General features: G+C 59.2%; 24 protein-coding genes. 18 read left to right on the plus strand and 6 right to left on the minus strand.

Translation table 11 applies throughout. The annotated features are described in order from the left end of the window. Positions 1–161 precede the first annotated feature (161 nt). The 3 genes from ABDX87_RS17250 to ABDX87_RS17260 all read left to right on the plus strand — a co-directional run bounded on the left by ABDX87_RS17250 (position 162) and on the right by ABDX87_RS17260 (position 1893). Complete coding sequence (locus tag ABDX87_RS17250; RefSeq protein WP_037015447.1) at positions 162–650, plus strand: TIGR00645 family protein; 489 nt, start codon at positions 162–164, stop codon at positions 648–650. Positions 651–883: 233 nt separating this feature from the next. Continuing rightward, on the plus strand, positions 884–1189 hold the full coding sequence (locus ABDX87_RS17255; RefSeq protein ID WP_074752075.1) for a DUF6482 family protein: 306 nt from the start codon (positions 884–886) through the stop codon (positions 1187–1189). 86 nt (positions 1190–1275) lie between these two features. Continuing rightward, complete coding sequence (locus ABDX87_RS17260) at positions 1276–1893, plus strand: FKBP-type peptidyl-prolyl cis-trans isomerase (protein ID WP_346828972.1); 618 nt, start codon at positions 1276–1278, stop codon at positions 1891–1893. Between the two features lie 99 nt (positions 1894–1992). Here ABDX87_RS17260 and ABDX87_RS17265 read toward each other — a convergent pair whose 3' ends face one another. Together ABDX87_RS17265 and ABDX87_RS17270 are read right to left on the minus strand one after the other, a co-directional pair. After that, on the minus strand, positions 1993–2235 hold the full coding sequence (locus ABDX87_RS17265; RefSeq protein WP_346828973.1) for a PA4570 family protein: 243 nt from the start codon (positions 2233–2235) through the stop codon (positions 1993–1995). Positions 2236–2414: 179 nt separating this feature from the next. Then, on the minus strand, positions 2415–3383 hold the full coding sequence (locus tag ABDX87_RS17270; protein ID WP_346828974.1) for a polyprenyl synthetase family protein: 969 nt from the start codon (positions 3381–3383) through the stop codon (positions 2415–2417). Between the two features lie 241 nt (positions 3384–3624). Here ABDX87_RS17270 and rplU point away from each other — a divergent pair, with 241 nt between their 5' ends. The 5 genes from rplU to ABDX87_RS17295 all read left to right on the plus strand — a co-directional run bounded on the left by rplU (position 3625) and on the right by ABDX87_RS17295 (position 7446). Next, entirely contained in the window at positions 3625–3939 is a 315-nt protein-coding gene (rplU, locus tag ABDX87_RS17275; protein ID WP_007950961.1) for a 50S ribosomal protein L21, read from the plus strand. 35 nt (positions 3940–3974) lie between these two features. After that, complete coding sequence (gene rpmA / locus ABDX87_RS17280; protein WP_062378791.1) at positions 3975–4247, plus strand: 50S ribosomal protein L27; 273 nt, start codon at positions 3975–3977, stop codon at positions 4245–4247. A gap of 252 nt (positions 4248–4499) precedes the next feature. After that, the gene (gene cgtA / locus ABDX87_RS17285; protein WP_346828975.1) at positions 4500–5726 is read left to right on the plus strand and encodes an Obg family GTPase CgtA; all 1227 of its coding nucleotides are present in this window, start codon (positions 4500–4502) and stop codon (positions 5724–5726) included. Between the two features lie 84 nt (positions 5727–5810). Next, positions 5811–6929, plus strand: a complete 1119-nt coding sequence (proB, locus tag ABDX87_RS17290) for a glutamate 5-kinase (protein ID WP_346828976.1) — start codon at positions 5811–5813, stop codon at positions 6927–6929. A 40-nt stretch (positions 6930–6969) separates the two neighbouring features. After that, positions 6970–7446 carry a CreA family protein gene (locus tag ABDX87_RS17295; RefSeq protein WP_346828977.1) on the plus strand — a complete coding sequence of 159 codons (477 nt, stop codon included), beginning with the start codon at positions 6970–6972 and terminating at the stop codon, positions 7444–7446. 180 nt (positions 7447–7626) lie between these two features. On the opposite strand, the gene rpsT is transcribed toward ABDX87_RS17295, so the two are convergent. Next, positions 7627–7905 (minus strand): 30S ribosomal protein S20, encoded by a 279-nt coding sequence (rpsT, locus tag ABDX87_RS17300; RefSeq protein WP_007924739.1) that lies wholly within the window; start codon positions 7903–7905, stop codon positions 7627–7629. A gap of 250 nt (positions 7906–8155) precedes the next feature. Here rpsT and murJ point away from each other — a divergent pair, with 250 nt between their 5' ends. The 6 genes from murJ (at position 8156) to ispH (ending at position 15597) form a co-directional block, all read left to right on the plus strand. Further along, positions 8156–9700 (plus strand): murein biosynthesis integral membrane protein MurJ, encoded by a 1545-nt coding sequence (murJ, locus tag ABDX87_RS17305; protein WP_346828978.1) that lies wholly within the window; start codon positions 8156–8158, stop codon positions 9698–9700. A gap of 118 nt (positions 9701–9818) precedes the next feature. Continuing rightward, positions 9819–10754: a bifunctional riboflavin kinase/FAD synthetase gene (gene ribF, locus ABDX87_RS17310; RefSeq protein ID WP_346828979.1), complete on the plus strand. Its 936-nt coding sequence runs from the start codon at positions 9819–9821 to the stop codon at positions 10752–10754. 13 nt (positions 10755–10767) lie between these two features. Beyond that, positions 10768–13599 carry an isoleucine--tRNA ligase gene (gene ileS / locus ABDX87_RS17315; protein ID WP_346828980.1) on the plus strand — a complete coding sequence of 944 codons (2832 nt, stop codon included), beginning with the start codon at positions 10768–10770 and terminating at the stop codon, positions 13597–13599. Continuing rightward, entirely contained in the window at positions 13592–14107 is a 516-nt protein-coding gene (lspA, locus tag ABDX87_RS17320; RefSeq protein ID WP_346828981.1) for a signal peptidase II, read from the plus strand. The genes ileS and lspA overlap by 8 nt, the downstream gene beginning before the upstream one ends. After that, complete coding sequence (gene fkpB / locus ABDX87_RS17325; protein ID WP_346828982.1) at positions 14100–14567, plus strand: FKBP-type peptidyl-prolyl cis-trans isomerase; 468 nt, start codon at positions 14100–14102, stop codon at positions 14565–14567. The genes lspA and fkpB overlap by 8 nt, the downstream gene beginning before the upstream one ends. Positions 14568–14649: 82 nt before the next feature. Beyond that, on the plus strand, positions 14650–15597 hold the full coding sequence (gene ispH / locus ABDX87_RS17330) for a 4-hydroxy-3-methylbut-2-enyl diphosphate reductase (protein ID WP_346828983.1): 948 nt from the start codon (positions 14650–14652) through the stop codon (positions 15595–15597). Positions 15598–15603: 6 nt separating this feature from the next. Here ispH and ABDX87_RS17335 read toward each other — a convergent pair whose 3' ends face one another. Then, positions 15604–16092, minus strand: a complete 489-nt coding sequence (locus ABDX87_RS17335) for a GspH/FimT family pseudopilin (protein WP_346828984.1) — start codon at positions 16090–16092, stop codon at positions 15604–15606. Positions 16093–16275: 183 nt separating this feature from the next. On the opposite strand from ABDX87_RS17335, the gene pilV reads away from it, so the two are divergent. The 4 genes from pilV to ABDX87_RS17355 are packed head-to-tail and all read left to right on the plus strand — an operon-like array spanning position 16276 to position 18353. Next, positions 16276–16722 (plus strand): type IV pilus modification protein PilV, encoded by a 447-nt coding sequence (gene pilV / locus ABDX87_RS17340; protein WP_346828985.1) that lies wholly within the window; start codon positions 16276–16278, stop codon positions 16720–16722. Further along, a complete protein-coding gene (locus ABDX87_RS17345; protein WP_346828986.1) occupies positions 16719–17420 on the plus strand; it encodes a PilW family protein in 702 nt (233 codons plus the stop codon). Before pilV ends, ABDX87_RS17345 begins: the two co-directional genes overlap by 4 nt. A gap of 10 nt (positions 17421–17430) precedes the next feature. Then, a complete protein-coding gene (locus ABDX87_RS17350) occupies positions 17431–17919 on the plus strand; it encodes a pilus assembly PilX family protein (protein ID WP_346828987.1) in 489 nt (162 codons plus the stop codon). Continuing rightward, on the plus strand, positions 17916–18353 hold the full coding sequence (locus ABDX87_RS17355) for a type IV pilin protein (protein WP_346828988.1): 438 nt from the start codon (positions 17916–17918) through the stop codon (positions 18351–18353). The genes ABDX87_RS17350 and ABDX87_RS17355 overlap by 4 nt, the downstream gene beginning before the upstream one ends. A 9-nt stretch (positions 18354–18362) precedes the next feature. Here the strand turns inward: ABDX87_RS17355 and ABDX87_RS17360 are convergent, their stop codons facing one another. Both ABDX87_RS17360 and ABDX87_RS17365 read right to left on the minus strand, forming a co-directional pair. Beyond that, positions 18363–18770 (minus strand): type IV pilin protein, encoded by a 408-nt coding sequence (locus ABDX87_RS17360; protein WP_346828989.1) that lies wholly within the window; start codon positions 18768–18770, stop codon positions 18363–18365. A gap of 30 nt (positions 18771–18800) precedes the next feature. Then, positions 18801–23162: a pilus assembly protein gene (locus tag ABDX87_RS17365; protein ID WP_346828990.1), complete on the minus strand. Its 4362-nt coding sequence runs from the start codon at positions 23160–23162 to the stop codon at positions 18801–18803. Position 23163: the final 1 nt, after the last annotated feature.

Genomic DNA, 23163 nt, shown 5'->3' on the forward strand with positions numbered 1-23163 from the left:
TCGACGAAAGCCGCGTCTGTTTTTCCTGGTGTCCAGGGTTGTAGCGCGGGGTTCGTCGAGTGTTTTCCTTCCGGGTTAATTGTTTCAAGTCTTGTCGTAAAGGGTTGTGCCGCAGCGGCTTCGCCCTATACTCGCGAGCTTTCAATTATCTGTGAGCTTCAATGGAACGTTTTATCGAAAATGCCATGTACGCATCGCGCTGGTTGCTGGCGCCGATCTACTTTGGCTTGTCTCTGGGATTGCTGGCGCTGGCGCTCAAGTTCTTCCAGGAAATTTTTCACGTCATTCCCAACGTGTTTTCGCTCGCCGAGTCGGACCTGATTCTGGTCCTGCTGTCGCTGATCGACATGGCACTGGTCGGCGGCCTGCTGGTGATGGTCATGATCTCCGGCTACGAGAACTTCGTCTCTCAGCTGGACATCGACGAAGACAAGGAAAAGCTCAACTGGCTCGGCAAAATGGACTCGTCTTCGCTGAAGATGAAAGTCGCCGCGTCCATCGTCGCGATTTCGTCCATTCACCTGCTGCGGGTGTTCATGGACGCCAAGAACATCGAACCCCAATACCTGATGTGGTACGTGATCATCCACATGACCTTTGTGGTGTCGGCGTTTGCGATGGGCTACCTGGACAAGCTGACTAAGCATTAAGCCCGAGTGCATGCGCACTACCCTATGGGAGCGAATCCATTCGCCATGAAGGCGTACTGACGATTAGCGATTACCGGATGTACTGGCGTCTCGCGAATGGATTCGCGCCCACAGTGGTTTTTGTGGCGTGAACAAAAAATGACCAGCGGCACTCCCGGCACCTTGTACTCCGGCCAGAGTGGGCGAGACTTGTGATTCGCTCATTGAAGTCCGAGATCACCGAGGGTCCTCTCATGAATCTGCAGGAACTGACTGCCCACGCCAGTGCTGGTCGCATTGACGAACTCAACCTCATCTCCATGGAAGGCGGCATCTACTTGCTGGAGGCGCGCATGCATGGCGCTGCTCATCCGTTGAACGACGCCCGCGGCAAGACCTTGCACCTGCGCTCGGTCGAGCATGCACGGGACGTGCTGCACGCAATAACGCCGATGCCGTTCAACCTGGTGCATGCGGTGGTTCACGATGAGATGTGCGGCTTGCATGACACTGAAGAGCAAACGGTGCGCGTACCGCTTTCTATCCGTTCGGCATGGTAGCTTGTTACTGGATATACCCTGTTGTGCTAGGCTGCTCGGCCATTTAGATCAGGGCGCCTGCGGGCGCTCTTCAGCGGAGCAGCGTTATGTCCGAAGTCAATCTGTCCACCGACGAAACCCGCGTCAGCTACGGCATCGGCCGTCAGTTGGGCGACCAACTGCGCGACAATCCGCCACCGGGTGTCAATCTGGACGCCATCCTGGCCGGTTTGACTGACGCCTTCGGTGGCCAGCCAAGCCGTGTCAGCCAGGAAGAAATGGCCGCGAGCTTCAAAGTCATTCGCGAAATCATGCAGGCCGAAGCCGCTGCAAAAGCAGAAGCGGCTGCGGGCGCTGGCAAGGAATACCTGGCCGAGAACGCCAAGCGCGAAGGCGTGACCACGCTGGACTCGGGTTTGCAGTTCGAAGTGATCACTGCCGGTGAAGGCGCTCAGCCAACCCGCGAAAGCAACGTGCGCACCCACTACCACGGCATGCTGATCGACGGCACCGTGTTCGACAGCTCCTACGATCGTGGCGAGCCTGCCGAGTTTCCGGTCGGTGGCGTGATTGCAGGCTGGACCGAAGCGCTGCAACTGATGAAGGCCGGCAGCAAATGGCGTCTGCACGTTCCTAGCGAACTGGCTTACGGCGCGCAAGGCGTGGGCAGCATCCCGCCGCACAGCGTTCTGGTATTCGACGTGGAACTGCTCGACGTTCTGTAAGGCTGCGCAGCTGTAAGCGACAAGCCTCAAGCGTCAAGATAGATGTTTACCGGGCGGGCCTTCGCGCCCCCTCGGTAAACAATGATTCATGTCCCATGCTCAGTGCAGTTCACAGGCCGGGCGCAATGCCCGTGCGTAGCAGAACAGAAACAGATTGCGCACCATCTCCTTCTGAATGCCGGGTTCACACGAACTCAGGCTGATCACATCCAGATCCCCCAGATCCCGCAGCTCATCCAGCGCATCCTCATGCAGCACCGCGCACACTTCGCCCGTTTCGCGATGCAGGATGCGGAGGTACGGGTGAGGCCGATCCAGCCAGGCGTCGATCAGATAGGTCATGTTCATTCTCCTTGAAGGTTTCCAATGAGAATAATTCTTATCTGTGGAATAGCAAGGATGTATTTGAGATTAATTCTCATTGTGTGCGGTCGATGCAGGCAAGTCACACGCCTGTGGGTAAAACGCAGGCAATAAAAAGCCCGTCATGTGGACGGGCTTTCGGTGTGACGAGGCTGTGATCAGTGCGTGCGGGCGACCGCAAACTCACTCAGCTCGACCAGTGCGTCGCGGTATTCGCTGGCGGGCAAGGCGTCCAGGCAGGCGATGGCACGTGCCACATAGTCGCGTGCCAGTTGGGCGGTGTAGTCCAGCGATCCCGACTTCTCGACCGCATCGCGGATGCTTGCCAGATCTTCCAGACCGCCTTTCTGAATGGCCTGACGTACCAGCGCTGCTTGTTCCGGCGTGCCTTCGCGCATCGTGTAGATCAGCGGAAGCGTAGGTTTGCCTTCAGCAAGGTCGTCACCGATGTTTTTGCCCATGGTTTCCGCGTCGCCACGGTAATCGAGCAGATCGTCCACCAACTGGAATGCGATGCCGAGGTGATCGCCAAAGGTGCGCAGTGCTTCGCTCTGCTCAGGGCTCGCCTTGGCCAGGGCGGCAGCACTGTGCGTCGAGGCTTCGAACAGCATGGCTGTCTTGCCGCGAATCACTTCCATGTAGGTTTCTTCAGTGGTGCTGGCGTCACGAATCTTCGACAACTGCAGGACTTCGCCTTCGGCGATGACGCGGGTGGCCTTGGACAGGATCTGCATGACCGGCATCGAACCGAGCTCGACCATCATTTCGAACGAGCGCGAATAAAGGAAGTCGCCGACCAGCACGCTCGGGGCGTTGCCCCACATGGCGTTCGCGGTCGAGCGGCCACGACGCATGCCGGACATGTCGACCACGTCGTCGTGCAGCAGGGTCGCGGTGTGCAGGAATTCAATGGTGGCGGCCAGCAGACGCAGGTCATCACCGCCGCTGCCCAGTGCCTTGCCGCACAGGAGCACCAGCAATGGACGCAGGCGTTTGCCACCGGCGGAAGTAATGTAGTCGCCGATTTTCGAGACCAGCGGCACGCGCGATGTCAGCTGCTTCTTGATAATGTGGTCGACGGCTGTAAAGTCGTCCGCCACAGCGCGGTAGAAGGCTTGGGGTTGCATCAGCGAGACGTGCTCCAGAAGGGTTGCGCGGCATGCTAGGTTGCAGGCCCCACCCTGTCAAGGCGTGACGTAACGCCGCTTGCAAGGCGTTCGCGGCTTGCGTACAATCGCGCACCCTAACTTTCCTGGGCAGCACCTGCCTTACGCAATTGCACATGGGCCTTTCCAGCCCCGTGCAGCCATGCCAGCCAATACCTCTTCCTATAAAGAGCTGGGTGAGCAGGATTTTCGGAGAAATACCATGTCTTATGCAGTAATCGTTACTGGCGGCAAGCAATACAAAGTCGCCCCAGGTGAATACCTGAAGATCGAAAAGCTGGAAGTCGCTACTGGCGAATCCGTTACTTTTGATCGCGTTCTGTTGGTCGCCAATGGCGACGACGTGAACATCGGCGCTCCAGTTGTTGCCGGCGCTACCGTTGTGGCTGAAGTGATCTCCCAAGGTCGTCACGATAAAGTCCGCATCATCAAGTTCCGTCGCCGTAAGCACCACATGAAGCGTATGGGCCACCGCCAGTGGTACACCGAGATCAAAATCACCGGTATTCAGGCTTAATTTCAGCCTAATTCCTCACTAGGAGAATTGAACTCATGGCACACAAAAAAGCTGGTGGTAGTACTCGTAACGGTCGCGACTCAGAAGCCAAACGCCTTGGCGTGAAGATGTATGGCGGCCAGGTCATCGTTCCGGGCAACATCATCGTGCGTCAGCGCGGCACCCAATTCCACGCTGGCTACGGCGTTGGCATGGGCAAAGATCACACTCTGTTCGCTAAAGTCGAAGGCGTGATCAAGTTCCAGGTTAAAGGCGCCTTCGGTCGTCGTTATGTAAGCATCGTGCCGAAAGCAGAAGTCGCGGCGTGATCTTGCGTTCAGGTTGTGTGAAGGCGTAGCGAAAGCAACGGCCTGCACACTGCCTGAGCTGAAAAGCCCTGTCGTTGACAGGGCTTTTTCGTTTGTAAAAGGTCTGGTTTTGGTGAGTCTCTTGCAAAGCTGTTTGTGTGGGCCGTTGTGGTGTGTAGTCGCTGGTTTTTGATCGGTATCGCAACGCTCATCTTTGCAAGAGCCTTATGAATTTATGTTGTTTGCTCGTCTTTGTGACGGGAGGCGTGCGTTATGAAATTTGTTGATGAAGTATCCATTCGGGTGAAGGCCGGTGACGGCGGCAACGGTTGCATGAGCTTCCGTCGCGAAAAATTCATCGAAAACGGTGGTCCCAACGGTGGTGATGGTGGCGACGGCGGCTCGATCTACATGATCGCCGATGAAAACCTCAACACGCTGGTCGACTACCGCTATACCCGTCACTTCGACGCCGAGCGCGGTTCCAACGGTGGCAGCACCGATTGCACGGGTCGCAAGGGTGAAGATCTGGTGTTGCGCGTACCGGTCGGTACCACGGTGATCGATGCCAGCACTCAGGAAATCATCGGCGACCTGACCAAGGCGGGTCAGCGCTTGCTGGTGGCTCACGGCGGTTGGCACGGCCTGGGGAACACCCGTTTCAAATCCAGTACCAACCGTGCGCCGCGTCAAACCACGCCGGGTAAACCGGGCGAGCAGCGTGATCTGAAGCTGGAGCTCAAAGTGCTGGCTGACGTCGGTCTGCTGGGCTTGCCAAATGCGGGCAAGAGCACCTTCATTCGTTCGGTGTCGGCCGCCAAGCCAAAAGTTGCCGACTACCCGTTCACCACCCTGGTGCCTAACCTGGGCGTGGTGAGTGTTGATCGCTGGAAAAGCTTCGTCATTGCCGACATTCCGGGCTTGATCGAAGGTGCGTCTGACGGTGCGGGTCTTGGTATCCGTTTCCTCAAGCACCTGGCGCGTACGCGTCTGTTGCTGCACCTCGTCGACATGGCGCCGCTGGATGAAAGCAGTGCGCCGGATGCAGCTGAGGTCATCGTCAATGAGTTGATCAAGTTCAGCCCTGCGCTGGCGGATCGTGATCGCTGGCTGGTGCTGAACAAGTGCGATCAGATCCTCGAAGAAGAGCATGAAGAGCGCAAGCAGGAGATCATCGATCGCCTGGGTTGGACCGGCCCTGTCTACGTGATCTCGGCTATCGCCAAAGAAGGCACTGAGCAGCTGAGCCGCGACATCATGCGCTATCTGGAAGATCGTGCCGATCGTCTGGCGAGCGACCCGGCGTACGCCGAAGAGCTGGCCGAACTGGATCAGCGTATCGAAGACGAAGCGCGTGCCCAGTTGCAGGCACTGGACGATCAGCGTGCCCTGCGTCGCAGTGGTGTGAAGAGCGTGCATGACATCGGTGATGACGATGATTGGGATGAAGATGATGTGGACGATGAAGATGGTCCGGAAATCATTTACGTCCGTGAGTGATCGACTGAAGTAAACTACAACGCCGCTAAATTAGCGGCGTTTTAGTATCTTGAATGTGTACCTCTGGCTTAAGGTTGAAAGATCATGCGGAGCAAGGTGACAGGTGCCCAGCGTTGGGTTGTGAAGATCGGAAGTGCGCTGCTGACGGCGGATGGCAAGGGTCTCGATCGCAACGCAATGGGTGTTTGGGTCGAGCAGATGGTGGCGCTGCATGAGGCAGGCGTCGAACTGGTTCTGGTTTCTTCCGGCGCAGTGGCTGCCGGCATGAGTCGCCTGGGCTGGGCTGTACGACCGAGTGCCATGCATGAGCTTCAAGCGGCGGCAGCGATTGGTCAGATGGGCTTGGTACAGGCCTGGGAATCCAGTTTTGCGGAGCACGATCGCCACACGGCGCAGATTCTACTGACCCATGACGACCTGTCCGACCGCAAACGCTACCTGAACGCTCGCAGCACGTTGCGTACCCTTGTTGATCTCGGTGTGGTCCCGGTCATCAACGAAAACGATACCGTCGTCACCGACGAAATCCGTTTCGGCGATAACGATACCCTGGCGGCGCTGGTGGCAAACCTCGTTGAGGCTGATCTGCTGGTCATCCTCACTGATCGCGACGGCATGTTCGATGCTGATCCGCGTAATAACCCTGAAGCCCAATTGATCTACGAAGCCCGTGCTGACGATCCGGCGCTGGACGCTGTGGCGGGTGGCACCGGGGGTGCGTTGGGTCGTGGTGGTATGCAGACCAAGTTGCGTGCGGCACGCCTGGCAGCGCGTTCCGGCGCGCATACCGTCATTGTGGGTGGTCGTATCGAGCGTGTGCTGGCGCGTCTTAAGGCGGGTGAGCGGCTGGGTACGTTGCTGTCGCCTGAGCGCGGCATGCTGGCGGCACGCAAGCAATGGCTGGCGGGGCACCTGCAGACGCGCGGCACACTCGTGCTGGACGACGGTGCGGTGAAGGCGCTGACCGAGAGCAACAAGAGCCTGTTGCCGGTCGGTGTGAAGCTGGTTCAGGGCAGCTTCCGTCGCGGCGAGATGGTGGTGTGTGTCGCGGCGAACGGTCGCGAAGTTGCGCGAGGTCTTAGCAACTACAGTGCACTTGAGGCGCAGAAAATCATTGGCCAGCCATCCGACGCCATCGTGAAGGAGTTGGGTTACATGGCTGAGCCTGAGTTGGTTCATCGCGACAACCTCATCCTGGTCTGACGTCAGGCGGGGTCGGTTTTTTTCTTATAAGGAAGCACACATGCGCGTTCTGAAAGGAATTCTGGGTGCGGCGTTGATGCTGCCCCTGCTGGTTTCGGCTGAAGAGATCGGCCAGGTGTCGACGGTATTCAAATTCGTCGGTCCCAATGACCGGATCGTCGTTGAGGCGTTCGATGATCCCAAGGTGGACGGCGTTACCTGCTACCTGTCGCGGGCCAAGACCGGTGGCGTGAAGGGTGGGCTGGGTCTGGCTGAGGATCGTGCCGAGGCGTCCATTGCGTGCCGTCAGGTGGGGCCGATCCACTTCAAGGAGCAGTTGAAGGACGGCGATGAAGTGTTCAAGGAGCGAACTTCGTTGGTGTTCAAGACCATGCAGGTGGTTCGCTTCCTGGACAAGAAGCGCAATACGCTGGTGTATCTGGTCTACAGCGATCGCGTCATCGAAGGCAGTCCGCAGAATGCGGTAACAGCTATCCCGATTCTGCCGTGGGCGCCAGCACCTTCTCCTGGTCCTTGATGGGGTGTTGTTGTGGAAGGGGTCGGCTTGGAATCGTTACGCTGATCCCCTTCGGGCATTTCCTGAGCAGGTGTGCTTATGCATTTGCTGCATCGTGCCATGGCCTGATGGATCGCAATGGCAGGAATCGCAGGCAATAAAAAACCGACCCTGGGGTCGGTTTTTTAACAAGCGGGTCGCTTAGGCAGCAGCAGCAAGGTTCAGAGCCTTGATGTGGCCATTCAGGCGGCCTTTATGGCGAGCAGCTTTGTTCTTGTGGATGATGCCTTTATCGGCCATACGGTCGATAACTGGCACGGCCAGAACATAAGCAGCTTGCGCTTTTTCAGCGTCTTTTGCGTCGATGGCTTTCACTACGTTCTTGATGTAGGTACGAACCATGGAACGCAGGCTGGCGTTGTGGCTGCGACGCTTCTCAGCCTGTTTTGCACGTTTTTTGGCGGAAGGTGAGTTGGCCACCGTCGAGCTCCTCGAAAGACTTGGGAAATAGCTAACAAAATAGGCCGCGAATCATGCCGATGAGTTTGACGCTTGTCAAGGGCAGTTGATGCGTTCCGCTGAGTGGTCGCTGTGTGATGCCGAGGTTATTTCATTCCGGCGTGCGACCTGTAAACTCGCGGGTTTTGGCTCTGAGCTGTTTTGCGGCGCGGAGTATCGCATAAATGGATCGCGCTTTGGCGCTTCCTTTGGTCGGGCGCACAAACTTTAGATGAACCTACTTAAATCGCTTGCCGCCGTCAGCTCTATCACCATGCTTTCGCGGGTCCTGGGTTTTATCCGTGACACCATCATCGCCCGCGCATTTGGCGCCGGAATGGCAACGGATGCCTTCTTCATTGCATTCAAACTGCCCAACCTGTTGCGACGAATCTTCGCAGAAGGCGCATTTTCTCAGGCCTTCGTGCCGATCCTTGCCGAGTATAAAAGCCAGCAAGGGGAGGAGGCGACCCGCACCTTTGTCGCTTATGTCACCGGCCTGCTGACGCTGGCGTTGGCGCTGGTCACTGTCCTGGGCATCCTTTTCGCGCCGTGGGTGATCTGGGCCACGGCCCCGGGCTTCGCCGATACGCCGGAAAAATTCCAGCTGACCTCCGACCTGCTACGGGTGACCTTTCCTTATATATTGCTGATTTCGCTGTCCTCGCTGGCCGGCGCCATCCTCAATACCTGGAACCGTTTCTCCGTGCCGGCCTTCGTGCCGACGCTGCTTAACCTCGCGATGATCTTTTTCGCGCTGTTTCTCACGCCTTATTTCCACCCGCCCGTCATGGCGCTGGGTTGGGCCGTGCTGGCAGGCGGGCTGCTTCAATTGCTGTATCAACTGCCGCACCTGAAGAAGATCGGCATGCTGGTGCTGCCACGTCTGAATCTGCGGGACACCGGCGTCTGGCGCGTGATGAGGCAGATGCTGCCCGCCATGCTGGGCGTGTCGGTCAGTCAGATTTCCCTGATCATCAACACGATATTTGCTTCTTTTCTGGCGGCGGGCTCGGTGTCGTGGATGTACTACGCCGATCGGTTGATGGAACTGCCGTCGGGCGTACTCGGTGTCGCACTGGGGACGATCCTGCTGCCGATCCTGTCGAAAACCTACGCCAGCAAGGATCGACAAGAATACTCGCGGATTCTCGACTGGGGCCTGCGTCTCTGCTTTGTGCTGGTCCTGCCCTGCACATTGGCGCTCGGACTGCTGTCGGAGCCGCTGACAGTTTCTCTGTTTCAGTACGGCAAGTTCGATGCGAACGACGCCGTCAAGACTCAGGGCGCGTTGGTCGGCTATGCGGTGGGGTTATTGGGCATTATTGTCATCAAGGTGCTGGCGCCTGGCTTCTATGCGCAACAAAATATACGCACCCCGGTGAAAATCGCGGTGTTCACCCTCGTCGTGACTCAGCTGTTCAACGTGCTGTTCGTCTACGTCGTGCATCTGGCGCATGTGGGGCTGGCGCTGGCGATCAGCATGGGCGCCTGTCTGAATGCGCTGCTCCTGTTCTGGCAACTGCGCAAACAGGATCTTTATCAGCCGCAACCCGGCTGGCCGGTGTTTCTCATCAAGTTGCTGGTGTCTGTGGCGGTCATGTCGGGGGTGCTGTTGGGCCTGATGTATGTCATGCCGGCCTGGTCCGACGGTCAGATGCTTGAGCGCTTCATCAGACTCGGTGGTCTGGTGGCCGCGGGTGTGGTGACGTATTTCGGCATGTTGCTGTTGCTGGGTTTCCGCCTGAAGGATTTCGCTCGCAAGGCGATCATGTAGGATCAGTCGTCGGTTTTTGCCGGTTAACGCCGATTGTTGCGCTTTGCCTCACTGTGTCGCCTGTCGTTGACGGCGGTGTGTGGTTATAATCGGCCACTTTATGAGCAAGAAGCGCGTTATGCAGCTGGTTCGAGGCCTTCAAAATCTGCGCCCCCAGCATCGGGGCTGCGTCGCCACCATTGGCAATTTCGACGGTGTTCACCGTGGTCACCAGGCTATCCTGGCGCGACTGCGTGAGCGTGCCGTTGAGCTGGGCCTGCCCAGTTGCGTGGTGATTTTCGAACCGCAGCCGCGCGAGTTCTTTGCCCCCGAGACCGCTCCGCCCCGGCTTGCACGTCTGCGCGACAAGCTTGATCTGCTGGCCGCCGAAGGGATTGACCTGGTGCTCTGCCTGGCGTTTAACCAGCGTCTGAGCAAGCTGAGCGCCGCGGAGTTCGTCGACACCGTGTTGATCGACGGGCTTGGCGTCAAGCACCTTGAGGTCGGTGACGACTTCCGATTCGGATGTGACCGGATTGGCGACTTTGACTTTCTTCAAAAGGTCGGCGCAGAAAAAGGATTCTCGGTAGAAGCCGCGCAGACCGTCGAGATCGACGGCGTACGCGTCAGCAGCACCAAGGTGCGCGATGCCCTGGCCAACGGTGACTTTGCGCTGGCCGAGCTCTTGCTGGGGCGGCCGTTCGCGATTTCCGGGCGTGTTCTGCATGGCCAGAAGCTGGCCCGTCAGCTGGGTACGCCCACCGCCAACGTGCAACTCAAACGTCGTCGCGTGCCATTGACCGGTGTCTATCTGGTCAGTGCCGAGATCGACGGCAAGGTCTGGCCAGGCGTCGCCAACATCGGCGTACGACCGACCGTGGCGGGCGATGGACGTCCGCACCTTGAGATTCACCTTCTGGATTTTGCCGGCGATATCTATGGCCGGCGTTTGACGGTGGTATTCCACCAAAAGCTGCGTGATGAGCAGCGTTTCGCCTCTCTGGAGGCGCTTAAGACGGCGATCGATGCGGATGTCGCTGCCGCCCGTGCCCATTGGGGCATGGTCAACCGCTAACTTAGAGCCTGAAATGACCGACTACAAAGCCACGCTTAATCTTCCGGACACCGCCTTCCCGATGAAGGCCGGCCTGCCCCAGCGCGAGCCGCAAACTCTGCAGCGCTGGGACAGCATTGGCCTGTACCAGAAGCTGCGCGAAATTGGCAAGGATCGTCCAAAGTTCGTCCTGCACGACGGTCCTCCGTACGCCAACGGCAATATTCACATCGGTCATGCGGTCAACAAGATTCTCAAGGACATGATCGTCCGTTCGAAGACCCTGTCGGGCTTCGACGCGCCTTATGTTCCTGGCTGGGACTGCCACGGTCTGCCGATCGAGCACAAAGTCGAGGTCACCCACGGCAAGAACCTGCCTGCGGACAAGACTCGTGAGCTGTGCCGGGCCTATGCGGCCGAGCAAATCGAAGGCCAGAAAGCCGAATTCATTCGTCTGGGCGTGCTGGGCGACTGGGCCAATCCGTACCGGACCATGGACTTCGCCAACGAAGCCGGAGAAATTCGCGCGCTGGCGGAAATGGTCAAGAACGGTTTCGTGTTCAAAGGCCTGAAGCCGGTCAACTGGTGTTTCGATTGCGGCTCGGCGCTGGCTGAAGCGGAAGTCGAGTACCAGGACAAGAAGTCGTCGACCATTGACGTCGCATTCCCGGTGGCTGACGCCGACAAACTGGCCGCAGCCTTTGGCCTGTCGAGCCTGAGCAAGCCTGCCGCGATCGTGATCTGGACCACCACCCCGTGGACCATCCCGGCGAACCAGGCGCTCAACGTTCACCCGGAATTCAACTACGCGCTGGTGGACACTGGCGACCGGCTGCTGGTCCTCGCCGAAGAGCTGGTCGAGGCATGCCTCAAGCGCTGGAACCTCGAAGGTTCGGTGCTGGCTACCGCGCCGGGTTCGGCGCTTGAGCGGGTCAACTTCCGTCACCCGTTCTACGACCGTCTGTCGCCGGTCTATCTGGCCGAGTACGTCGAGCTGGGCGCCGGTACGGGCGTGGTTCACTCCGCGCCGGCCTATGGCGAAGACGACTTCGTGACCTGCAAGCGCTATGGCATGGTCAACGACGACATCCTGACCCCGGTTCAGAGCAACGGCGTGTACGCCCAGTCGCTGGAGTTCTTTGGCGGCCAGTTCATCTGGAAAGCCAACCCGGCCATCGTCGACAAGCTGCAGGAAGTCGGTGCGCTGCTGCACACCGAAACCATCACCCACAGCTACATGCACTGCTGGCGTCACAAGACGCCGCTGATCTACCGCGCCACGGCGCAGTGGTTCGTGGGCATGGACAAGCAGCCAACCGCTGGCGATACCCTGCGCAACCGCGCGGTCAAAGCCATTGAAGACACCAAATTCGTACCGTCCTGGGGCCAGGCGCGTCTGCACTCGATGATCGCCAACCGTCCCGACTGGTGCATCTCCCGTCAGCGTAACTGGGGCGTGCCGATCCCGTTCTTCCTGAACAAGGAAAGCGGTGAGCTGCACCCACGCACCGTCGAGCTGATGGAAGAAGTTGCACTGCGCGTCGAGAAAGAAGGCATCGAAGCCTGGTTCAAGATGGACGCGGCCGAACTATTGGGCGACGAAGCGCCGCAGTACGACAAGATCTCCGACACGCTGGACGTCTGGTTCGACTCGGGCACCACGCATTGGCACGTGCTGCGCGGCTCTCACCCGATGGGCCATGAAACCGGTCCGCGCGCCGACCTGTATCTGGAAGGCTCCGACCAGCACCGTGGCTGGTTCCACTCCTCGCTGCTGACCGGCTGCGCGATCGATAATCACGCGCCGTACCGCGAACTGCTCACCCACGGCTTCACCGTGGACGAGAACGGCCGCAAGATGTCCAAGTCGCTGGGCAACGTCATCGCGCCGCAAAAGGTCAACGACACCCTGGGCGCCGACATCATGCGTCTGTGGGTTTCGGCCACCGATTACTCGGGCGAGATGGCCGTTTCGGAAACCATCCTGCAGCGCAGCGCCGATGCTTATCGCCGTATCCGTAACACCGCGCGCTTCCTGCTTTCCAACCTGAGCGGCTTTAACCCGGCCACCGACATCCTGCCCGCTGATGAGATGCTGGCACTGGACCGTTGGGCCGTGGATCGCGCACTGTTGCTGCAGCGCGAGCTGGAAGAGCATTACGGCGAGTACCGCTTCTGGAACGTCTACTCCAAAGTGCACAACTTCTGCGTGCAGGAGCTGGGCGGTTTCTACCTGGACATCATCAAGGATCGCCAGTACACCACGGGCGCCAACAGCAAGGCACGCCGTTCCTGTCAGACCGCATTGTTCCACATCTCCGAAGCGCTGGTTCGCTGGATCGCGCCGATCCTGGCGTTCACGGCCGACGAGCTGTGGCAGTACATGCCAGGCGAGCGTAACGAGTCGGTGATGCTCAATACCTGGTACGAAGGCCTGAGCGAACTGCCGGAAGGCTTCGAGCTCGACCGCGCCTATTGGGAGCGGATCATGGCGGTCAAGACCGCCGTCAACAAGGAACTGGAGAACCAGCGTGCGGCGAAAGCCATCGGTGGCAACCTGCAGGCCGAAGTGACGCTCTACGCCGAAGACGATCTGACCGGCGACCTGAACAAGCTCGGCGATGAGCTCCGTTTCGTACTGATCACGTCCAAAGCCGGTCTGGCACCCTTCGCCAGTGCGCCTGCCGACGCTGTGGTCACCGAAGTCGCGGGCCTGAAGCTGAAAGTGGTCAAGTCCGGCTACACCAAGTGCGCACGTTGCTGGCACTTCCGTGAAGACGTCGGCGTGCACGCCGAGCATCCGGAAATCTGCGGTCGTTGTGTCGACAACATCAGCGGCGCGGGCGAGGTTCGTCACTATGCCTAATGCGTCGGCTGGCCGTATGGGCCGTCTTGGCTGGCTGTGGTTGAGCGTGCTGGTCGTGGTCATTGACCAGGCCAGCAAGTTCTACTTCGAGAACGCGTTGAGCCTGTATCAACAGATCGTGGTCATCCCCAGCTACTTCAGCTGGACGCTGGCTTACAACACCGGGGCAGCGTTCAGCTTCCTGGCTGACAGCTCCGGCTGGCAGCGCTGGCTGTTTGCGCTGATTGCCGTGGTGGTCAGTGCGGTGCTGGTGATCTGGCTCAAGCGCCTGGGGCGTAACGAGACCTGGTTGGCGATCGCTCTGGCACTTGTGCTGGGCGGCGCGCTGGGTAATCTCTACGACCGCATCGCGATTGGCCACGTCATCGACTTTATCCTGGTGCACTGGGACACTCGCTGGTACTTCCCGGCGTTCAATTTTGCCGACAGTGCGATCACTGTAGGCGCGATCATGCTTGCGCTGGATATGTTCAAGAGCAAGAAAACCGGAGAACCCGTTCATGACTGAACAGTCGATGACCGAACACGCTACACAGGAAACACGTATCGGTCAGAACACGGAAGTCACCCTGCATTTCGCGTTGCATCTGGAGAACGGCGACACCGTCGACAGCACGTTCGATAAAACCCCGGCGACCTTCAAGGTCGGCGACGGCAGTTTGTTGCCAGGTTTTGAAGCGCTGATTTTCGGCTTCAAGGCAGGCGACAAGCGCACCCTCCAGGTACCGCCGGAAAATGCGTTTGGTCAGCCCAACCCGCAGAACGTGCAGATCATGCCGCGCTCGCAGTTCCAGAATATGGAGCTGGCTGAGGGCCTGCTGGTGATCTTCAACGATGCGGCCAATACTGAGCTGCCAGGTGTGGTGAAAGCGTTTGACGACGATCAGGTGACCGTCGATTTCAACCACCCGTTGTCCGGCAAAACGTTGACCTTCGAAGTGGAAATCTTCGAGGTGAAGGCGCTCTGATCAGTCAGATCGCCTGTGGCCCCGACATGGCTCGGGGCCTTTTCGTTTTTATGTTTCATTGCGCGTAGATACGAGGCACATCATGCAAATCAAACTCGCCAACCCACGTGGCTTCTGTGCCGGGGTGGACCGTGCGATCGAAATCGTCAATCGCGCGCTGGAAGTGTTTGGCCCGCCGATCTACGTGCGCCATGAAGTGGTTCATAACAAATTTGTCGTCGAAGACCTGCGCAGTCGCGGTGCGATCTTCGTCGAAGAACTGGATCAGGTGCCCGACGACGTCATCGTCATCTTCAGTGCTCACGGCGTTTCCCAAGCAGTGCGTACCGAAGCCGCGGGTCGCGGTTTGAAGGTGTTCGACGCGACCTGCCCGCTGGTGACCAAGGTCCATATCGAAGTTGCGCGTTACAGCCGCGACGGGCGCGAATGCATCCTGATCGGCCATGAGGGCCATCCGGAAGTCGAAGGCACGATGGGCCAGTACGACGGCAGCAATGGCGGCGCCATCTATCTGGTCGAAGACGAGGAGGACGTCGCCAGGTTGCAGGTTCAGAACCCGGAAAAACTGGCGTTCGTGACGCAGACGACCTTGTCCATGGACGACACCAGCCGGGTGATCGACGCCTTGCGTTCGCGCTTCCCTGCCATCGGTGGGCCTCGCAAGGACGACATCTGCTACGCGACCCAAAACCGTCAGGACGCCGTCAAGCAACTGGCCGACGAGTGCGATGTGGTGCTGGTCGTGGGCAGCCCGAACAGCTCGAACTCCAATCGTCTGCGTGAGTTGGCTGAGCGCATGGCGACGCCGGCCTATCTGATCGACGGCGCCGAAGACATGCAGCGCAGCTGGTTCGACGGTGTCGAGCGAATTGGCATCACTGCGGGTGCTTCGGCGCCGGAAGTCCTGGTTCGGGGCGTGATTCAGCAGTTGCAGGCGTGGGGCGCTATCGGCGCCGACGAGCTGGCGGGTCGGGAAGAAAACATCACCTTTTCGATGCCCAAGGAACTGCGCGTCAAGCAGGTTGAATAAACCGTCTCACGCGCACGGTTCCGTGCCGAAGCCTTCGCTTCGAAGGCTGACGCGTCCCGTGACCGCGATGGCGACTTGAGCGTGGCTGGCGGGTGAGTCCTTGAGGCACACCGCCAGCGTCCCGTTGCCGTTGTTGATCAGCCGTTTCGTGCTGTCGAAACCGACGCGCGCCGCGACTCGGGTATTGCCCACCACCCTGATGTTTCGATGGCCGCTGCGTTCGGCGAGGATCAGCTCATCGTCGTCTCGAAACTGATTTCGGTTGGCATCGACGAAGACATTCCATCCTTGACTCCATCCGCCCTCAAGGGCCTGCATGATCACCGGCTGACCTCTCAAGATGGCTTCTACGCGCGCCAGTCTCAGGCCGCTGATCAATTGCTGGGCAGTGTCCTGACGGCGCTGTGAATCAATCAAGGCGCCAAACGCCGGCACTGCCAACGCCGCGACGACTCCGATCAATACCAAGCCCGCCAGCAGCTCAATGAGTGTCAATCCTTGCTGCCTCACTCTGGTTCTCCCTGACCCTAACGCCCCTAGCAGACCCTCCAGGCGGTGAGATGGCAAGGGCGCCGATTGTCAGCCGATATGTCCGCAAGGAGCAGTTACACAACGATCGGGCAGGCTTCTGGTTATCGGCTTCAATGGTCCCTGCACACGGACTTGCGGAGAGGCTGGATGGACACGAGATCGAGACAGGCAGGGATGACGCTGATCGAAGTGTTGGTCGCCCTGGTGGTGTTTTCCATAGGCGCCTTGGGCGTGGCGATGTTGCAGCTCAACGCGCTGAAGCACACCGACAGCGCCATGCGCAGTACACAAGCGAGCTTTATCGCGCAGGATTTGCTGGAGCGCATCCGTGCCAATCCCGACGCGAACTACGCATTGTCCTCCCTGAGCCAGGCGCCGACGTCCGGCAACCCCGATAACCCCAGAGATCAGGACCTGTTCGATTTCGCCGACCAGCTTCGGCGCATGGTCGGGGACGATGTTCAGGCCACCGTCTCGGTCGTCGGCGCTCATGTCACGCTGGAGTTGGACTGGGATGACTCGCGCGCTGAGGGTGAAACCGGACACCGGCAAACGCTCACGCTGAGCAGCCTCACACGAGCCCTTCGACCATGAGGCGGCAGGCGAGGGGATTTGGGCTCGTGGAAATCATGCTTGCCTTGGCGCTCGGGCTGGTGATGTCGCACGCGTTGATACAGATTTTTCTCAGCAGTAAGAACACCTACCTGAGTCAGGCATCGTCGGCAGGCCTGCAAGAAGATGCGCGTTTCGTCCTCAGCAAGGTGGTTCAGGAAATACGCCTGGCAGGCATGTTCGGCTGCCTGGCGACGGTTCGTGACGCCAGCGCGGGTGGACAATTCTCCACGGCCACTCGCACACCTGTGGAGTGGGAGGCGCAGCAACAGTCACTGACCCTCATAACGGCCGGCGTAGGGCAGGGCGGGGCCTGGCACAACTGGGAGATTCACACCGACTGCCTGTCATCCGCCACCGCATGGACCCGAGGCCGGGCGCCGCGCCTTGCCGAAGGCGAGCTGATGCTGCCGATCCACAAACAGGTGTATCGCTTCAACCCAAGCCGGGGCGAGCTGGCGCTCAACGGACAGCCACTGATCAGCAACGTCCGGTCGTTCAGCGTGTTGTTCGGGGTGGCAGATGGCATCGATACGCCTGGGATTGCGCGTTACACCGATCAACCTGATCCCGCGCTGATCCGCAGCGTGCGGCTGACGCTGACCCTCTTTGATCCGGCAGATCGCACTCAAGAACAGACCTTCAATGTGGTCGCTGCCATTCGTAACCGGCTGGGGTGAGGACACACCGATGAACGCTCAACGCGGTGTGGTGCTGATTGTCAGTCTGGTGTTCCTTCTTCTGCTGACCCTGCTCGCCACTTCATCCATGCAGAACGCCACCCTTCAGGAGAAAGTCGCGGGCAGCCTGTCACTGCGGCACGATTCGTTTCAAAGAGCCGAAACGGTGCTCAGGGCCGCAGAGGCCGCTGTTCTTGAACCCGGATTCGCGCTCCCCGAATGCTCGACTCCGACGATGTGCCTGCCGCCGATGGATGCGCTGACGCGTACTGCCGCAGGCTCAGGCGGCGCTTCCGACGTGAGCTGGGTATCGAGCCACGGTGGGTTCTATGGCATTCAGCACTTGGGGCAAACCGAGGATCCTGCCGGCGCAGGAGAACGAGGCGAGTTTCGCCGGTTGTACCGTGTTACGGCCGTCGGTCTTCAGGGCTCCACAAGGACCGTGCTGGAGAGCATTCACACCGATAGGGGACGAGTCATGTGGCGACAACGGTTATGAACGGGCGCTCACTGTCGAGGTACGGCAACGGGTTTACCCTGATCGAATTGCTGATCGCCATCGCCGTCGTCGCGATCCTGGCGGCGATCGCATACCCGACGTACACCGAACACGCGAAGAAAACCCGCCGCTCGGAAATCGCCGGTGTGCTGGTCGAGGAAGCGCAAAGGCTGGAGCGTTTTTTCTCACGCGCAGGGCAGTACTCAAATGTAGCCGGACCGCCCGTTCGGGAGCATGACGTTTCTGGCGGCAACGCGTATTACGCGATCAGTGCCGAGCGGTCGGAGCAGACGTTCATCCTGACAGCGATGCCTGTCGCCGGGACGCTGATGAGCGGCGACAGATGTGGCGGGTTCGTGCTGGATAACACTGGCAGGCACGACAATGTGGGGATGTCGGGCGATGCCAGTGTGGCGGGGTGCTGGGGGCGATGAGGCGCTCGTTTATTTGAAGCAGTCGGCACCGGTGGCCGATTTAGTGCCGTCCTGACTCACGCTCAACGTTCCACAAGTGTCCGTCGCCTGGCTGCCTTGCGGCGCTACCACCACCGAGTAGGCGGTTGCGGTTGGATTCGGGATGGTCAGTTTGTATTTCCCATTGGTCGACATCATTGGATCGGTGTAGCCCAGCTTCGTGAGTGTTGCTCCGGCATAGCTATTGTTCTGCGCATAGAAACGCTCCATTTTCGCGGCGGCGTCATTGAGCAATGCAATGCCTTCGGAGCGATACCCGCGCTTTACGTAGTTGGTGTAACTGGGGTACGCAATGGCCGCCAGAATGGCCACGATCGCCACCGTGATCATCAGTTCGATCAGGGTAAAGCCCTGTTGATGTTTCGGTTTTGCCAGCATGTTCAAAACTGCCTCTTCTGGGACTGCTTGTTAAGGGAAAGACGGCATGGTGCGCCAGGCTTGACGGCCGTTGGTCGATGACCCTGTGTTTCCGCCTTCAAATTTGCCATCTGCGCCAACAATGGTGACGTTGCCGTTGGTGTCGGTCGCGTTAATGCCTTTTCCGCTCACAACCGCCATGCCACCACCCGCAGAGCTGTATGCGCTGACGACATTGTTGTTGTACTGATCGGTGCTGCTGATCGTCCCGTTCCGGCTGAAGTTGAAGACCGAGACGCTGGTCCGACCCCCGGTGTCGGGGTTCAGGCCGTAGATCCATCCAGTAATACCCGGTGTACAGACGTCGGAACTGGGCGTGCGGGTTGAAGCGAACAGGACACTGCCAGTCAACGTCAACGGATCCACCAGACGTTCGCCCAGCAATGAATTTCCGACGGCGAGATCAAGGTACCAGCCGAAACTGGTGTTCCAGTCCACCGCATTGGCACTGACCAGTCGAATGGTCTTGGAGTTGCCATTAAACGTTCCGGTAGCCTGTTGGGTGATGTTTTGTGACTGAAGCTTGAGTCGGGTCAATACGGGGGTCGAGCTGGCCGTCGCGCCTGCGGTCTGTTTATCCCAGATCCCGTACAGCGTTTGAAGGTCTGTACTGGTTTTGTCCGCGCTTGCGAAATAGCGTCCCGTACCGAAGATCACCAGCGTGCCGGTACCCGTTGGGTGGCCTTTGACGATCGGCGGGGCGGTGATCGACTGCGCGACGCCCGAGCTTGTGCTGGTGGTGGCGGTATACAGCGGTGTGTTGCCGAACGCTACCTTGTAGCTGCTCGCTGCGGCCGTCGCGGTCAAGGACGTGCCAATCAGGTCAAAACGCCAGAGATTGCCCAGCAGATCGCCGGCGTACACATAGTCGGCAATCCCGTCCGAGTTGGCGTCCAGGACGACCGGGGACGACAGCCCGTTGTTGCCCGAAACCGACGTGGTGAGCTTGCTGATGACCGCGCCATTCGAGGCGTTGAGGACAAACAGTGCTGCCTTGCCATTGTTGCCGTTGTAACCGTTGCCGACGATCACGCCCCAATCTCCCGAATGAAGCTTGGCGATGACCGGCGTGGCGAAGGTCGCTCCCAGTTCGGGGTCGGTCTGAGAGGTGAACTCCCACAACAAGGTGATGTTGTCAGGGTTGGTAACATCCAGGGCGAAGATTTCATTGCCGCCAGCGCCGAGTGTGCCGACAACAATCGTGTGCCAGGCGCTGTTGAAATAGACGTCCGCGGTGGTGGAATTGCCATCGACGAAGTAGCGGTGCAACGAAGCGTCAGAGTTATAGCTTTTGTTGGTCAATGCGCTGAGGCCGGAGATGACGGCGGACGGAATGAAGGCAAATTTCTCCACGCCTGTCAGTGCATCGAAGGCATGCAACATCCCGTCGTTAGCGCCGACATAAACCTGCGCGCGCCGGGTCTTCTGGTTTGCGGTAAACGTCGCGTAATCACCGGCGGATCCGTCGAGCGTGTCCGCAACGGTAGGCTCGTACAACGCGGTGTCTACGACGACAGGCGATGAGTTGACCAGATCGCCGATCAACGAGGCGCGACGCCTGAACGTTGAAATCTCTTTGCTGGAGTCGCCCTTGATGAAGTCGACCTGATCCGACGTGAGCGTGGTCTGCAGATTGACGGTCGCGTAGGTCCTGTTGCCGAGGTTGGTGAAGGTGAAGGGTTGCAACGCGTTACCCGTCTGTGTCGCCATCTGGATATTACGAAGGCTCCAGGTGGGGACGTTTTGCGCGGCTGACCAGTTCTGCACCGTGCTCGACCCCGTGCTGGTGTAGGTGGTCGTGGTCTTGGTCAGATCACCGCTCCAGTACGCGACGTTCAGGCTGTTCAGGTAGGTGGAGGAAGAGTTGCTGGTGCCCAGCGCAGGTATGGCCGCGGGTGTGGCGACCGAGCTGTTGGCCTGCAGAATCTGGTTGAACGCCTTCGCCAGCTGCGTTTTCAGGGTTGAGGCGTTGCTGACCAGGAAATAGTTGTTCGGGGTGCCGCTGACGTTCGAGTCCCACTGTCCGGCCACCGGTACGCTGCTGGCAGTGTTGTTAGTGTCGCCGAAACCACCCCATTTCGCGGCATACCAGAGCGGGTCTTGAAGGTTGGTGACCGAGTTGGCAGAAGACGGTTTGAAGTTGCGCACATGGGTGTCGCTGCCGTTGACGATGATGCTGCCTGATTTGCGTCCTGGCAGCAGCGTACTGTTGCCTGTGCAGGGACAGGATCCCGGCAACTGCGTACCGGGGGTGTCGAGTGCGTAATGCGTGGCGCCCGTGCTGCCGCCACCGGTCACTTCCAGGTAGATCCCGTCGGCCGTGGTGCCGGAAATGGTGTAACCCATGTGCGATTCCGCGCCCGAAACCGAGTAGACCGTTTGCAGGGTGACATCCAGCGTACCTGCGGCGGTGACGGCGACCGTGTACAGGACGATCGCGTCCATGTCGTAGTCGCAGCCTTGGCCACAGTCGTCGAATACCACCCGGAAGACCGCCTGCGCGCGACCACCGTTGACGGTGGTATCGGTCGGCTGGCCGGCCATGTTGTAGAGCGAGTCGATATAGAAACCGGTGATCTGCTCGGTGACCCCCGAGGTGACCTTGCCGAATGGCAGCAACGTGATAGTGCCGTTGCCGACAGGCATCTGAATCCGTGGCAGCGTCGATGATAGAGCGATGGAGAACGTCTGGACATTGAGGTTGCCCAGCGGCGTGATCGGGTGCGTATTAGCGAAATACGCCACGGCCGCGGCGTTGAAGGTCCCCTGTTTCGTCGGCTCTTCCGGAAGCCCTCGGATATTGCCGAGGCTGCCCGCTATTTTCGAGGTGGGCGCGGTGTCGCTGCTGGTTGTCGTTTCACCAATGTTGATGTTCTTGTTGCCAGCACCTACGTCGGCGTTCCAGATCGCTTGCCCCAGCGTTTGTGCACTGAAACCGGTGAGCGTCGATGTGGTGGAGGGTGCTGCTGTCGTCGAGAAAGCACTGCCCGGGAGGTCCGAGTCGTAGGTCGGGTTGACGTCACTGAACAACGTTTCAAAGGGTTTGGAGCAACTCGGATAGGTCGGGTTGGTCGCATTCGCATCAGGTGATGCGGCGTAAGGGCTGGTCCACGCCGTTAACCCGCTCAGCCCCAGCGCGTTATCGCCTGTGCCGGAGAGATAGCCTGAAGTCGGCGCGGTCGTGACACCGTTCACGGTCACGGTGCTGAAATAACGCAGCGTCTCGAACATCATTTCTGCCAGCGGGTTGCCCCAGTTCTGACAGTTCGAGTTGGTGATCGAGTTGCCGGACGTGCTGCAACCGGTGGAGGTCAGTTTCAGCCCGTCCAGGGTGCCGATGATGCCGCTCTTGGTGTAGAGGCCTGTCGTCGTGTTCTTGGTGCCAAAGATACCGGTAGAGGCTTCGATTTCGTTGGAAAAACTGCTGATCGCTTTGCGGATGGCACCGCCCTGGATGTTGTTCTGGTAGGTGCCGGTCATCAGACCGAAATACATCTGGTTGCCTTCACCGTAGTCGTGAAGGATGCCTGTCGGCTTGTATTTGCCGTTCGGGTAAAGCTTGCAGTTGCTTTCCAGGAAGCCGGTCTTGCAGACCTCGACCCTCACCTGATAGTCCGAAGGCGAGACGGTCACGTCCTTGAAACTGGTGTTAGTGGCGGTCGTGCCTCCTTGGGTGACTTCTCGGGACACCCAGCCGAAAATACGAATGTTGGAGACGTTTGACAGCACCCGTAGAAGAGGCGCGCTGACCTGCGTGTTGTTGGCGAACAGCGTGTAGTTGCCGGCATCCGGGTTGGACAGCGGCGTGTAGTCGGACAGATTGTAGCCGTCGACTTTCAGGCTGGTGTACTCCTTGCCCCACGTGTGCGCGTCGGTCGGGATATAGGCGCGGGTCAGGATGGTCTGCGTGGTGGTGTCGACTTCGCGGTAGCCGCCATAAAGCACTTTGCGCAGGGCGTCTGCCCGGGAAGTGGTGAGGTAGTTGAGGTAGTCACCGCTCCAGCTTCCTGGGCATTTTTTCAGGTTGGCGGCGGTGGTTTTCGAGGCGGCCGTGAAGTAGCCGCTGCCGTAGGTGTAACACGTCAGGGAGTCAAAATAGCCCAGATAGTCGATCGAGGGTTTGTAGCGGATATCGATCGAACCGTTGCCGTCGAGGTCCGAGGCGTCGTTATACGCCGGGAAAAAAAGCTTATGGTCGCGCCCGACGACCAGCATGTTCAGCGGCGGCACCGAGTTATTGAGGAACAGGGGAAGTTGCGCCGGGACCTGACTTACAACGGCCTCCGCGGTCGCAGGCAACATCAGACTGCTCAGGGCGACAACGATGAAACTGGCGACTGCTTTTTTACTCATG

Source organism: Pseudomonas abietaniphila (genome assembly GCF_039697315.1).
GTDB classification, from domain to species: Bacteria; Pseudomonadota; Gammaproteobacteria; order Pseudomonadales; family Pseudomonadaceae; genus Aquipseudomonas; species Aquipseudomonas abietaniphila_B.